Below are 12,636 nucleotides of genomic sequence, written 5' to 3'. Positions count from 1 at the left end.
CCCTTTCAGTGGCCGCTATGGGCTGTTGGCGTCGAGTCGAGCGGGCTCGCATCGTCGACCTTCCTGCCGGTCAGCACGGGAACCAGCGCCAGCCCCAGCACGACGGCCAGCACTCCGGCCAGGATCGCCACCATGCCGCCACTGAAGGCAGCCGCCACGTTCTGGCTGGCCGCCATGGCAACGACGATGGGAATGTACATCGCATTCCAGAAGTTGATGCCGCTCTCGGTCGTCTCCGGCAGCTTGCCGCGATCCTTGAGGTAGCCGGTCACGAAGATCAGCAGCAGCATGGCAATGCCCACACCGCCCAGATTGGCATCGATTCCCAGCAACTGGCCGAGTACGTCGCCGATGATTAGCCCGACCAGCATGCAGCCGGCCAGGAGTGCTACACCGTAGATCACCATCGTTGTCACCTCTTGGGGCACTGTTATAGAGAATGGTTATGATTGGCCCGGTTGTCGGAGCTTGGCGTGTATCGGGACCGCCACGCCCGGCGTGACGGCCGTGCCGCGTTACCCACGCGGCGAGGGTGAAAAACCTCTCGCGATATTCATGGGTTTGCCGTTTCGGCACTCAGGTAGATATCGGCATAGCGTTCGCGCAGCGCGTTCTTCTGGACCTTGCCCATGACGTTGCGTGGCAGGCTATCGATGAAGAACACCCGCTTCGGCTGCTTGTAGCGCGCCACCTTGTCCTTCAGCGCCGCCAGCACGTCAGACTCGTCTAGCGATTCCCCCGGCTTCAGCACCACCGCCGCGGTCACCCCCTCGCCCAGATCAGGATGGGCGACACCGATGACGGCCGACTCCACCACCTGAGGCAGCTCGTCGATCCACTGCTCGATCTCCTTGGGATAGACGTTGTAGCCGCCGGAGATCACCAGATCCTTGTCGCGGCCGACGATGTGCAGATAGCCGTCTTCGTCGATCAGCCCGAGATCGCCGGTAATGAAGAAGCCGTCGTCGCGAAACTCGGAGGCGGTCTTTTCCGGCATTCGCCAATAGCCCTGGAAGACGTTCGGCCCGCGAACTTCCACCAGACCGGTTTCCTCCGCCGGCAACGCCTTGCCGGTTTCGCGATCGGTAATGCGGACCTCGCTACCCGGCAGCGCGAAACCGACCGTGCCCGGCCGACGCTCGCCGTCGTAGGGGTTCGAGGTGTTCATATTGGTCTCGGTCATGCCGTAGCGTTCGAGAATGGCGTGGCCGGTACGTTCGCTGAATTCCCGATGGGTTTCCGCCAGCAGCGGCGCGGAGCCGGACACGAACAAGCGCATGTTCGCGGTGGTCTCCCTGTTCAGCCGCGGGCTGGCCAGCAGGCGGGTGTAGAACGTCGGCACCCCCATCAAGGCCGTTGCCCGTGGCATCAGATCCAGCAGTTGCTCGGCATCGAGCCTGGGCAGGAAGGTCATCGAAGCGCCGACGGTCAGGATGATGTTGCACGCCACGAACAGTCCGTGAGTGTGGAAGATCGGCAAGGCATGAAGCAGATGATCGTCGGCGCTGAAGCGCCAGGACTGCGCCAGCGCCTGGCTGTTGGCAGCGAGATTGCCGTGGCTCAGCATGGCACCCTTGGAGCGCCCGGTGGTGCCGGAGGTATACAGGATCGAGGCCAGATCGTTGGCTTCCAGCTCGGCGATGTGCGGATCTTCCTCGGCCTTGGCGACCCGTTCCATCAACGACCCGTCGGCTTCCGCGCCCAGGCTTTCGACGACCGATACCCCACAGCGCTGTGCCAACCGCCGTGCGGTGTCGATGTCGTCCGGGCGGCAGACATAGAATCGCGGCTCGGCGTCTGTCAGGAAGTATTCGACTTCCGCCTCCGTGTAGGCAGTATTGAGCGGCAGGTAGACCGCCCCCGTCTGCAGGCAGGCCAGATAGAGCATGATCGCCTGCGGGCTCTTGTCGACCTGCACCACGACGCGGTCGCCCGGCACCACGCCGCTTTCGCGGAGGGCCCGCGCCATGCGCCGCGAAGTGGAAAGCACGTCGCGATAGCGATACTGCTCGCCGCTCGGTGTATCAATCATCACCTTGTCCGGGCGGCGCTCGAAATTGCCCGAGAATTGCAGATACAGATTCTGATTCATCCCACCTCTCCTGCTTTGTTAAACGGTCACGACCGATCAGGCATCGGTCCGGGAGCCATGACGGCAGCGCGAGCGCCCCTGCTTGGCATCGCGGCGGATCTCGCTGGTGCAGACCACCGTGCCCTCGCGGCTGAACGCTTCGTGGTTCTGCTCGATGCGGTCGAGCTCGTAGAGATAATTGACCATCAGGCCATGAGACTGGCGGCGACCGTTCTCGGAGGTATCGCCGGGCCAGTTGAGCCGGTGCAGGCTGGCGCCGTTGCCCAGATGAAAGCGGGCCACCGGATCCAGCGGCAGGCCGCTATCGCGCTTGACGTCGGTCAGGTAATGCGCCGCCAGCCCCCGCAGTTCGGCATTCAGCTTGTCGCGCAGTTTGGCGTCTTCCAGCCAGCGCCCCTCGTCGAGCCCCTCGGCGATCTCGTCGGCGAGCTGGCAGGTTCCACTTTCGCGTTCCGTCGCCAGCCACTTGGCAAAACCAGGGACCGGCGAGAGCGTCACGAAGTTCTCGAGATTCGGCAGATTGCGCTTGAGTTCCTGCACGACCTGCTTGATCAGGAAGTTGCCGAACGAGATACCCCGCAGGCCGGCCTGGCAGTTGCTGATGCTATAGAAGGCGGCAGTATCGGCCTCTTCCGGACGCACCTCGTCGCCACCCTCCAGAATCGTCTGGATGCTGTCGGGAATACCCCGACACAGCGCCACTTCGACGAAGATCAGCGGCTCGTCACCCGTGGCCGGGTGGAAGAAGGCATAGCAGTGGCGATCTTCGGGGTCGAGGCGCCGACGCAGGTCCGACCAGTCGCCGATGGCATGAACGGCTTCATAGTGGATGATCTTCTCGAGTACCGCGGCAGGCGTGTTCCAGTCGATGCTCTCCAGCACCAGGAAGCCGCGGTTGAACCAGGACGCGAAGAGATGATCGAAATCCGCATCCAGCGGCACCAGCTCGGGGTTCGCCTTGAGACAGCGCAACAGGTCCGCGCGCATCTTGACCAGTTCGTAGGTGCCGCCCGGGCACAAATTCAGCCGCCGCAGCAGGTGCTGACGACGAGGCTCGCAGGCCGCGAACAGCCGCTGCAGACTGGCGTTGTCCCCGTTGTCGCGATACGCCGCGTAAGCCTCGTGAATGGCGTCGGGCTCGGCGGCGTAGCGTTCCCCCAGCAACTGGAAGAAGGCAAGCCGGTCGCTCTCGCCGAGCGAGGCGTAGCGCTCCAGCGCCTCCTGGGCGATCAGAATCTGGGACGCCTCGCCGCCGGGCTGCATCAGCGTTTCGCATACCGATGTCAGCCGCGCCATACTGCTCGGCGTCCCGCCATCTTCGCTACCGACAAGATGCTGGCCTCGTGTCCGGCGGCCGATGCTGGAGAGAAGATCCTGCAGAAAATTCATGTTGACGTTCATGCCGGCCCTCTCGGGTCTGTGGCTGGAGCTCGGGCTGTCACCAGCGGCGGCAGCGACGAGCGTTCGGCAGAGCGAAGCGGTCTGGCAGAAAAACGTCGGCATGAATTCCGAAACCGACTGTTAACATACATGTCATCGCTCTGTTATATATAACAGTTATGCCCCGGCCAGCCCGGTGTCAACATAGGAGAAAGTCTAATATGGCCCGCATCCCGCATGCCCAGCGGCTTCGCGACCTGCTAGAGGATGCCATCGTCGAAGGTCATTACGCGCCTGGAGACAAACTGGACCCGGCGGCACTGGCGCAGGAGTATGACTGCTCGCGTACGCCGATCCGCGAGGCGCTGCAGCAGCTCGCCGCATCCGGCATGGTGCGGGTGCTGCCCAAACGCGGAACATTCGTCGCCCAGTTGAGCGTGACCGAACTGGTCGAGCGTTTCGAAGTGATGGCGGAGCTGGAAGGAATGTGCGCGCGCCTGGCGGCCCGTCGCATGACGCCAGAGGAACTGGCGGCGCTGCATCGCGCCCAGGCGGCTTGTCGCGAATGCATGACTGCCGGCGATGCCGACGGTTACTACTACGAAAACGGCACCTTTCATCACCTGATCTACCAGGCCAGCCATAATGACTTCCTGGCACAGGAAGCCTCGCGCCTGCACGCCATTCTCAAGCCCTATCGCCGCCTGCAGCTGCATGCCCGCCGCCGTCTCGCCAGCAGTTTCGACGAGCACGAAGCGATCATGGCGGCGCTGGAGCGCGGCGATGCCGACGCTGCCGAAGCGGCGATCAAGGCTCACGTCCAGATTCAAGGGGAACGGTTCAACGACCTGGTGGCCTCGATGCAGCGATTGCAGCGCCAACGCCGCGCAGAGCGACCGATGCCGGAAGGCTCGTCTTGAGATCGGCAACCTTCGAGAACGAGGCTAACTGGATGACCATGATCGTGGCGATCAGTGGAACAGCAAGGTAACGATCAGCGCCACGCCGCCGACGATCAGCGCCGTGACCACGGATACGCTGACCAGTAGATTGAGCCACCGGTCGACCGGTGCCTCGACAGGTGCCACCGAACGCCGGGTCGCGCCTTGGCGTAGGTGGTGTTGGCCTAGTTGGTGTCGGCCTAGTTGGCGAGTGGGCTTCATGGCCGGGCGCATGGGCAAGTTCCGCAAGTCGTCATGATTATGTTAACGGCGGCGAGCCTCTCGAGTTGAACTCAAATTAGGTCTTTTCGCCGTTCTTCGCCACTCTCCTGGCTCCTCGCTCGCGTTCGATGTCGACAGCACGGCGCCACCAACGAAAACGGCCCCGATCCTTGCGGACCGGGGCCGTCGCGATATCACGCCCGACTATCGCGGATTGATGCGGCGATTCTTGATGTCCGGCGCGCGGCGGTAGCGATCTTCTTCCGCCAGCTCTTCGGCTTCGAACGCATCGGCGCCTACCGGCGTATCGCTATGGCGACGATAGAGCGCGGTCAGCATCGCCTTGCGGTCGGCGCGCAGCTCTTTCAGGGTCACGAATATCATTCCGTAGAGAATGAACGTGAATGGCAGCGCCGCCAGCACCGATGCCGACTGCAACCCCTTCAGCCCGTTCTCCCCGCCTGCGGACAGCAGCGTCAGACAGATGGCCGCGATCAGCACCCCCCAGATGATCCGCTTCATCAGCGGCGGATTGAGCGAGCCGTTATCGGTCATCTGCGAGACGATGTAGGTCGCGGAATCCGCCGACGTCACCAGGAAGATGAAGATCAGGCAAAGCGCGACGACCGATAGCACGTTCGAGAACGGCATCAGATCGAACATCCGGAACAGCGCCGAAGTGATGTTGTCGGCCGTCGCCTGGGCCAGCCCGGCGTCGCTGTTCATCTCCATCTGAATGGCGGCGCCGCCGAACACACCGATCCACAGGCAGGCCAGCAGCGGCGGCACGACGAGCACGCCGAAGACATACTGCTTGATGGTGCGGCCGCGCGAGATACGCGCCACGAAGGTACCGACGAACGGCGACCAGGCGATGACCCAGGCCCAGTAGAAAATCGTCCAGTTGGACGCCCACTGGCTGTCATCGTAGGGAGACATCCGCAGGCTCATGCCGATGAAGTTCTGCAGGTAGTCGCCGATGCCCAGCGTGATGGTCTCGAGAATCGCGATGGTCGGTCCCGTGAACAGGATGTAGAACATCAGCGCGAAACAGATGATCAAGTTCAGGTTGGACAGATTCTTGATGCCCTTGTCCAGCCCCGACGTCGCCGAGATCATGTAGCAGATGAACATCGCACCCATGATGATGAACTGCCACATCATGTTTTCGGGCACGTCGAACACGGAATGCAGACCGCCGTTGATCTGCAGCACGGCCAGCCCGATGGAGGTCGCCACACCCATTACCGTCGCGACGACGGCAAAGATATCGAGGATCGGCCCAAGACGGCGCAGCTTCGGACGTTTCGCGGTGACCGACGACAGCACGTTGGAAACCATGCCCGCCTGGTTCTTGCGAAACTGATAGTAGGCAATGATCAGGCCGACGACCGAAAAGGCCGCCCACTGGTGAATACCCCAGTTGAAAAAGGCATATTGGATTGCATAGCGCGCCGACTCGGCGGATTCCGGCGCCACGTCGCCGTAGGGCGGCGTCATGTAATGCGTCATCGGTTCCGCCATGCCGTAGAACACCAGACCGACGCCGAAGCCCGCTGCGAGCAGCATGCTCACCCAGGAAAAGAAGCCATAGGTCGGCTTGCTGTCCTGCGGCCCCAAGCGAATCTTTCCGTACTTGCTGAACGCCAGGCCGACCAGAAAAATCACGAATCCGAACACGGATAGCAGATAAAACCATCCAAAGTAGTGCGTGGTCGCACCCAATGCAGCGTTGGCAATATTCCCAAATCCAGTCGGGAAAATGGCGCCAACGGCGACGATCGCCGCTATCACCATCGCCGAGACGATGAATACACCTTGTTTACCAAGCTTGGGCATGTCGTCCCCTTTTGATTGTGCTGATTTCCTTTTGACATCATCAGTGTAGACGACGCTCTGTACCTCGACGCTACCTGTCAGCTGTCTCGAGTCACGCTTCCGAGGAACTCCAACATACCATGTCAGGGTGGCTCCGGCGTAAGTTCCCTTTGGACTACCTCCCCGGCCTACCTTTCAATCATTCGCCGGAGAGCCATTCGGTGACGGGTTATCGGCTCCAGCCCCGGCAGCGAGACGCCGCACGTCAGCGCCGTCAGCCGGTCCCGGCCCCTGCTGACATCGCCCCAAAGCGCTCTCCCGGAAAGAGCGCGTCCGCGTGCCAATCAAAATCGACACCACATATCGGTTGCATTCGCCCCCGGCGCCCTCATGATGGGGATCATGAGGGCGCTAACGAGCGCCCGCCCATTTCTCCGACGAGAACGCTCATGTCACGACTTGCCGATATACCTCTCTCGGTGCTGGACCTGGCACCGATCACGCGCGACGGCACAGCGGCGGAGACTTTCCGCCACAGCGTCGACCTGGCCCAGCAGACCGAGCGGCTGGGTTACAACCGCTACTGGCTGGCCGAGCACCACAACATCGACGGGATCGCCAGTGCGGCGACCAGCGTCCTGATCGGTCATATCGCCGGGGCCACCTCGACCCTTCGCGTCGGCAGCGGCGGCATCATGTTGCCCAACCACCCGCCGTTGGCGATCGCCGAGCAGTTCGGCACGCTGGCCACGCTCTACCCGGATCGCATCGATCTCGGCCTGGGCCGTGCGCCGGGGTCGGATGGCGTGACCATGCAGGCGATGCGTCGCGATCCTCGTGCCGGCGTCAACGATTTCCCCGATCGTCTCGATGAACTGCGCCGCTACCTGGGCGACAGCGTGCCCGGCCAGCGCGTGCGCGCCATCCCCGGCGAAGGCACGCACGTACCCATCTGGCTGCTCGGTTCCAGCGGCTACAGCGCCCAGCTCGCCGCCCGGCTCGGGCTCCCCTTCGCCTTTGCCGGCCAGTTCGCGCCGGGTTACATGATCGAGGCGCTGCATCTCTATCGCGAAGGCTTCCAGCCCGGCGTGCTCGACAAGCCTCATGCCATGATCGGCATTCCGCTGGTCGCGGCCGAGAGCGACGAGCGCGCCCGCTTCCTGGCTACCACGCAGCAGCAGAAGTTTCTCAACCTGATTCGCGGCAAGAGCACGCGCACCCAGCCGCCGGTGGAAAGACTCGACTGGTCGCTGCAGGAAGAAGCGATGGTCGCGCAGAATCTCGGCGCCGCCGTCGTCGGTGGCCCGGAGCGCGTTCGCCAGCAGCTGGACGAATTGCTCGAACGCACCGGCGCCGACGAGATCATGGTCAATACCGACTGTTTTGATCACGCTGATCGGGTGAAGTCCTACGAGATTCTGGCGGATGTGTGGAAGAAGGCGTAACTCCTCCGATCGACAGAAGACGCCTCGGGTAGATTTCGACCTCAAAGCCTGTCGACTGCCACCCGATGACGCCTTTCCCGGACGGCGCTGGGCAATCGAGTGTCGAACCGGGTCTTGCGTCATGGATGACGCAAGAGGCGCGTTGGGCAGGATGCCCTTTCGCGCCGACCCGAGATCGACACTCGAGCGACCAGGGTTTCGCCGACCGGCGGCGTCAAAAAGAGGGGGAGCGGCGAGGGGGCGAGCGTTAAGCCCCCTCGTCAATCAACGGTGAGGATGGCTGATTCACGATCAGTGATGCCCTCTTCACTCAAGAATCAGCCAGGTCCGGTCCACCACCAAGTCCGGTCCACCAATAAAAAAACACCCGGCACATGGCCGGGTGTCTCATCATCGAGCTTGAAAGAAAAGACTTAGCCGAGACGCTTGGCCAGCAGCCCTTCCAGCTTCTTCTGGTCGGCGGCGAAGGTGCGAATGCCTTCGGCCAGCTTTTCGGTCGCCATGGCGTCCTCGTTGTGCTCCCAACGGAACTGCGCTTCACCGATCGGGTCGAGACGCTCGCTGCCGCTACCGGTATCGGTCACCTTGCGGGTCACTTCCCCTTCCGCCGAGGAGAGTTCCTCAAGCAGCGCCGGCGAGATGGTCAGGCGGTTGCAGCCTGCCAGTGCCAGGATCTGGTCGGTATTGCGGAAGCTGGCGCCCATGACCACGGTGTCGTACCCGTAGCGGCTGGCGTAGTCGCAAACGCCGCGAACGAACTTGACGCCCGGGTCTTCGTCCGGCGCGTAGGATTCGGTGCCGGTCGCCTTCTTGTACCAGTCGGTGACGCGGCCGACGAACGGCGAGATCAGATAGACGCCGGCTTCGAAGCAGGCACGGGCCTGAGCATCGGAGAACAGCAGCGTCAGGTTGCAGTTGATGCCTTCCTTCTCCAGCTTCTCGGCGGCGCGGATGCCTTCCCAGGTCGAGGCCAGCTTGATCAGTACGCGATCCTTGGAGACGCCGCGCTTCTCGTAGAGATCGATCAGGTGATGAGCCTTGTCGATGCTCGCCTGCTCGTCGAACGAGAGCTTGGCGGCCACTTCGGTGGATACCCGGCCGGGCACCAGCTTGGTGATCTCGGTGCCGATGGCGACCGACAGGCGATCGACCGCCTCTTCGATGCGGGCATCGGGGTCGGAAATTTCCGACTTGACCGCGCTCAGGGTCTCTTTGATCAGATCCTGATAACCCTCGAGATCGAACGCCTTGAGAATCAGAGACGGGTTGGTAGTCGCATCGTGGGGCTGATAACGGCGAATGGCATCCAGATCGCCCGTATCGGCAACCACCATGGAAAGTTGCTTGAGAGAGTCGAGTTGCTGTGTCATGAGTCGCTCCATCGTCGTGGCGTGTGATTGCATCCCGTCGCAATCCTGATCCTGAAAGCATAACACCGATGCCCGGCTCTCGCCGGGGACCTTGCCGAGTTTCGGGCCATTCCTCATCGGCGGCATCCGATCCACCGTCACCGGACCGGGAATCGCGATCTGCAAAGAGTCAGGTCATCGAGGCATCATGGATTCTTTCGGAAAAGAACGTCGTGCCATGACTCATCGATGAGGAGGCGATGCCTTGATTTCAAGGCCCGACAGCCGCCACCGACTGCCGGAAACCGAAGACTCAGGCGATACCGTGCTCGCGGCTCAGCGCGTCGCGGTAGCGCCGATAAATACCGTGATAGCTGGCCACGGTTTCCGGTTGGGGTCGGGTCAAGGTGGATTCGTCCAGCTTGACCCAGTCCCGGCAGAGCGTGTCCAGTGCCACCTCGGACTCGCGATCGTCGCACCAGCGCGCCTGAATCGCGCCGCCGAAGGCTGCCGCCTCGGTCACTTCCGGGCAGACCACTTCGACATCGAGCACGTCGGCCACGATCTGGCGCCAGATCGGGCTTTTCGCGCCGCCGCCGACCAGGCGTACCTGGGTGGCCTGGCTCGCCAGCGGGCCGAGCAGTTCGAGTCCATAACGCAGCCCGAACGTCGCGCTCTCGACGGCGGCACGGCAGAGGTTTTCCGGCGTGGTATTGAAGCTGGTCATGCCGCTCATGCTCGCCTGGGCCTGCGGCAGCGCCGGCACCCGCTCGCCGCTGAAGAACGGCAGCAGGGTGATGCCGCCCGCCCCCGGCTCGGCCTTGGCGACGGCACGATTGAAACCCTCGATATCGAGCCCGACCAGTTCCCGCAGCGTCGTCGTGGCCGAGGTCACGTTCATGGTGCAGATCAGCGGCAGCCAGCCATCGTGGCTGGCGCAGAAGTTCGCCACCATGGCGTTGTCCGGCACCACCGGATCCGGCGAATGGACGGCGATGGTGCCGGAGGTACCCAGGCTGATCGTGACGCGGCCCGGCTCGATATTGCCGGTGCCGATGGCGCCCATCATGTTGTCGCCACCGCCGCTGGAGACGAGCACGTCGTCGCCAAGGCCCAGCTCCCGCGCCAGCGCCGGGCGAACCGTGCCGACCGCCTGGCGGGAATCGATCAGCCTGGGCAGCACGCTGTCGGCATCCAGCTCCGGGGCGATAATCTCGAACACGTCGCGACGCCAGGTCCGCGTGCGCGTATCGAAGTAGCCGGTGCCGGAAGCATCGCCCGGCTCGGCGACACGTTCCCCGGTCAGCCAGAAATTGAGATAGTCGTGCGGCAGCAACAGCGTGGCGATCCGCCGATACACCTGTGGATGCGTCTCGCGCAGCCAGGCGATCTTGGAAGCGGTATAGCCGGTCTGCAGCACCAGGCCCAGCTTGTCGATACAACCCTGCTCCCCGCCGAGCCGGTCGATCAGCCGTTCGTTCCACTCCGCGGTTTCGGTATCGTTCCAGAGCTTGGCCGGATGCACCGGCACGCCGTCGCCATCCAGCGCGACCATGCCGTGCTGTTGCCCCGAGATACCGATGGCACGGACCGCGACCGCCTCCACGCCGGCGTTGCTCAACGCCTCCCCGAGTGCGCCACGAAATGCCTCGGTCCACTCTTCGATACGCTGCTCCCGCCGGCCGTGATCGCCCTGCTCCAGCTTGTGGGGACGAGAGGCTTCGCCAACGATGCAGCCGTCGCTTCCATCGACCACCACGACCTTGGTGCTCTGCGTGCCACAATCCACACCGATATACATTGCATCCATCCCTCGATCAGTTCAGATTCCAGCCCGGCGCCATGGCCGGCGTGAACGCCGACCTTACCCCGTCAGTCGCTGAGGTCAATTGGCGACGAGATGTTCGACGCAGGCACGCGCGCCGTCCCGGTACAGCCGTTCTAGCGCATCGAGGTAGGCCGTGCGGAAACGTTCGTCATCGGCCAGATCGCCGAACAACTGGCGATTCTCGATGAACGCGGTCGGCTCGTCACGGTTGCGCTTGGCGATCGCCATCAACTCGTCCTTGAGCCGATCGACCACCACGATCGGCTCGCCCTGCTCGTCGACGCCTTCGGCATAACGGGCCCAGCTGGCCACGACCGCCGCGCTGCGATGAATTTCGCCATCCTGCGCCAGCTGTTCCCGAATCACCGGCAGCAGCCACTTGGGAATGCGATCCGAACTCTCGGCGCACAGTCTCGCCAGGGTGTCCTTGATCTCCGGGTTGGCGAAACGCGCGATCAGGGTGCGCTTGTAGTCGTCGAGGTCGACGCCCGGCACCGGCCGCAGGGTCGGCGTGCCCTCTCGATTCATGTAGTCGAGCAGGAAGTCGACGAACAGCGGGTCCTTGCACACTTCGTGGGCGTAGCGATAGCCGGCCAGATAGCCGAAGTAGGTCAGCGCCTGGTGACTGGCATTGAGCAGACGCAGCTTCATCAGCTCGTAGGGCATGACATCGTCGACCAGTTGCACGCCGACCTGATCGTAGGCGGGCCGACCGCTGTTGAAGTGGTCCTCCAGCACCCACTGGGTGAAGGGTTCGCACACCACCGGCCAGCGGTCCTCGATACCGAAGCGTTGGTGGATCTCCTCGATGTCGGCATCGGTGGTCACCGGCGTGATGCGGTCGACCATCGAGTTGGGGAAACGGACGTTGGCATCGATCCAGTCGCCCAGTTCCGCATCCCGCGCCTTGGCATAGGCCACGAACATCTTGTGCGCCACCTCGCCGTTGCCCTGGATGTTGTCGCAGGACATCACCGTGAAAGGCTCGATGCCCCGCTCACGCCGGCGCGCCAGCGCCTCGGCGACGATGCCGAAGGTCGTCCTGGGCGCCTGTGGCGAGGCCAGGTCGTGCTTGATGTCCTCGTTGCCGAGATCGAACTCGCCGGTGACATGGTGGAAGTTGTAGCCCCCTTCCGTCACCGTCAGCGAGACGATGCGAATCTTCGGGTCCGCCAGCAGCTCCAGCGTGTCCTCGATGTCGTCCGGCGCGTATCGGTAATCGATGATCGAGCCGATGACTCGCGCCTGATACTCCCCTTCGGGATGCTTGATCACCAGCGTATAGAGGTGATCCTGGGCGGACAGCGCCGCCTGCATGCGCCGGTCGCCCGGCATGACGCCGACGCCGACGATGCCCCAGTCCAGCGCTTCGCCTCGGTTCATCAGGTCGTCGAGATACATCGCCTGGTGGGCGCGATGGAAGCCGCCGACACCGAAGTGGACGATGCCCGGCGTGACCTGGCTACGATCGTAGGAAGGCTTGGCGACGGCGCCGTCGAGTTGGTCGAGAGCCGCCGAATTCAGCGATGCCATGGGGTTTCTCCTGAAAAAGTCACTGCTC

At 63.1% G+C, this 12,636-nt stretch carries 9 protein-coding genes; 2 read left to right on the top strand and 7 right to left on the bottom strand.

All coding sequences use genetic code 11. The annotated features are described in order from the left end of the window. Window positions 1-5: 5 nt before the first annotated feature. From madL to CCD76_RS05125, 3 genes are all read right to left on the bottom strand, one after another. Entirely contained in the window at window positions 6-407 is a 402-nt protein-coding gene (gene madL, locus CCD76_RS05135) for a malonate transporter subunit MadL (protein WP_087718453.1), read from the bottom strand. A gap of 146 nt (window positions 408-553) precedes the next feature. Continuing rightward, window positions 554-2,092 (bottom strand): malonate--CoA ligase, encoded by a 1,539-nt coding sequence (locus CCD76_RS05130; RefSeq protein ID WP_087718452.1) that lies wholly within the window; start codon window positions 2,090-2,092, stop codon window positions 554-556. A 36-nt stretch (window positions 2,093-2,128) separates the two neighbouring features. Further along, the gene (locus tag CCD76_RS05125) at window positions 2,129-3,493 is read right to left on the bottom strand and encodes a malonyl-CoA decarboxylase (protein WP_256961116.1); all 1,365 of its coding nucleotides are present in this window, start codon (window positions 3,491-3,493) and stop codon (window positions 2,129-2,131) included. A gap of 200 nt (window positions 3,494-3,693) precedes the next feature. Here CCD76_RS05125 and CCD76_RS05120 point away from each other — a divergent pair, with 200 nt between their 5' ends. Then, window positions 3,694-4,392 carry a GntR family transcriptional regulator gene (locus CCD76_RS05120; RefSeq protein WP_087718450.1) on the top strand — a complete coding sequence of 233 codons (699 nt, stop codon included), beginning with the start codon at window positions 3,694-3,696 and terminating at the stop codon, window positions 4,390-4,392. Window positions 4,393-4,839: 447 nt separating this feature from the next. Here the strand turns inward: CCD76_RS05120 and CCD76_RS05115 are convergent, their stop codons facing one another. After that, window positions 4,840-6,474, bottom strand: a complete 1,635-nt coding sequence (locus tag CCD76_RS05115) for a BCCT family transporter (protein ID WP_087718449.1) — start codon at window positions 6,472-6,474, stop codon at window positions 4,840-4,842. 428 nt (window positions 6,475-6,902) lie between these two features. Here CCD76_RS05115 and CCD76_RS05110 point away from each other — a divergent pair, with 428 nt between their 5' ends. After that, window positions 6,903-7,898 (top strand): LLM class flavin-dependent oxidoreductase, encoded by a 996-nt coding sequence (locus CCD76_RS05110; protein ID WP_087718448.1) that lies wholly within the window; start codon window positions 6,903-6,905, stop codon window positions 7,896-7,898. A gap of 413 nt (window positions 7,899-8,311) precedes the next feature. On the opposite strand, the gene tal is transcribed toward CCD76_RS05110, so the two are convergent. The 3 genes from tal to CCD76_RS05095 form a co-directional block, all read right to left on the bottom strand. Further along, window positions 8,312-9,268, bottom strand: coding sequence for a transaldolase (gene tal / locus CCD76_RS05105; RefSeq protein WP_087718447.1), 957 nt, complete (start codon window positions 9,266-9,268; stop codon window positions 8,312-8,314). A 292-nt stretch (window positions 9,269-9,560) separates the two neighbouring features. Then, window positions 9,561-11,048: a xylulokinase gene (gene xylB, locus CCD76_RS05100; RefSeq protein WP_087718446.1), complete on the bottom strand. Its 1,488-nt coding sequence runs from the start codon at window positions 11,046-11,048 to the stop codon at window positions 9,561-9,563. An 84-nt stretch (window positions 11,049-11,132) separates the two neighbouring features. Continuing rightward, on the bottom strand, window positions 11,133-12,608 hold the full coding sequence (locus CCD76_RS05095; RefSeq protein WP_087718445.1) for a mannitol dehydrogenase family protein: 1,476 nt from the start codon (window positions 12,606-12,608) through the stop codon (window positions 11,133-11,135). Window positions 12,609-12,636: the final 28 nt, after the last annotated feature.

Origin of the sequence: Salinicola salarius, from assembly GCF_002179555.1 — a bacterium.
GTDB lineage: Bacteria > Pseudomonadota > Gammaproteobacteria > Pseudomonadales > Halomonadaceae > Salinicola > Salinicola salarius_A.
The sequence above is the reverse complement of the archived record's forward strand: the minus strand, read 5'-3'. Positions and strand labels throughout refer to the sequence as shown.

Excerpts from the sequence above, each read along its gene's own strand:
- CCD76_RS05130 (WP_087718452.1), bottom strand. The coding sequence starts at position 2,092 with ATGAATCAGAATCTGTATCTGCAATTCTCGGGCAATTTCGAGCGCCGC.
- CCD76_RS05110 (WP_087718448.1), top strand. The coding sequence starts at position 6,903 with ATGTCACGACTTGCCGATATACCTCTCTCGGTGCTGGACCTGGCACCG.
- CCD76_RS05120 (WP_087718450.1), top strand. The coding sequence starts at position 3,694 with ATGGCCCGCATCCCGCATGCCCAGCGGCTTCGCGACCTGCTAGAGGAT.
- xylB (WP_087718446.1), bottom strand. The coding sequence starts at position 11,048 with ATGTATATCGGTGTGGATTGTGGCACGCAGAGCACCAAGGTCGTGGTG.
- tal (WP_087718447.1), bottom strand. The coding sequence starts at position 9,268 with ATGACACAGCAACTCGACTCTCTCAAGCAACTTTCCATGGTGGTTGCC.
- CCD76_RS05095 (WP_087718445.1), bottom strand. The coding sequence starts at position 12,608 with ATGGCATCGCTGAATTCGGCGGCTCTCGACCAACTCGACGGCGCCGTC.
- CCD76_RS05125 (WP_256961116.1), bottom strand. The coding sequence starts at position 3,493 with ATGAACGTCAACATGAATTTTCTGCAGGATCTTCTCTCCAGCATCGGC.
- CCD76_RS05115 (WP_087718449.1), bottom strand. The coding sequence starts at position 6,474 with ATGCCCAAGCTTGGTAAACAAGGTGTATTCATCGTCTCGGCGATGGTG.
- madL (WP_087718453.1), bottom strand. The coding sequence starts at position 407 with ATGGTGATCTACGGTGTAGCACTCCTGGCCGGCTGCATGCTGGTCGGG.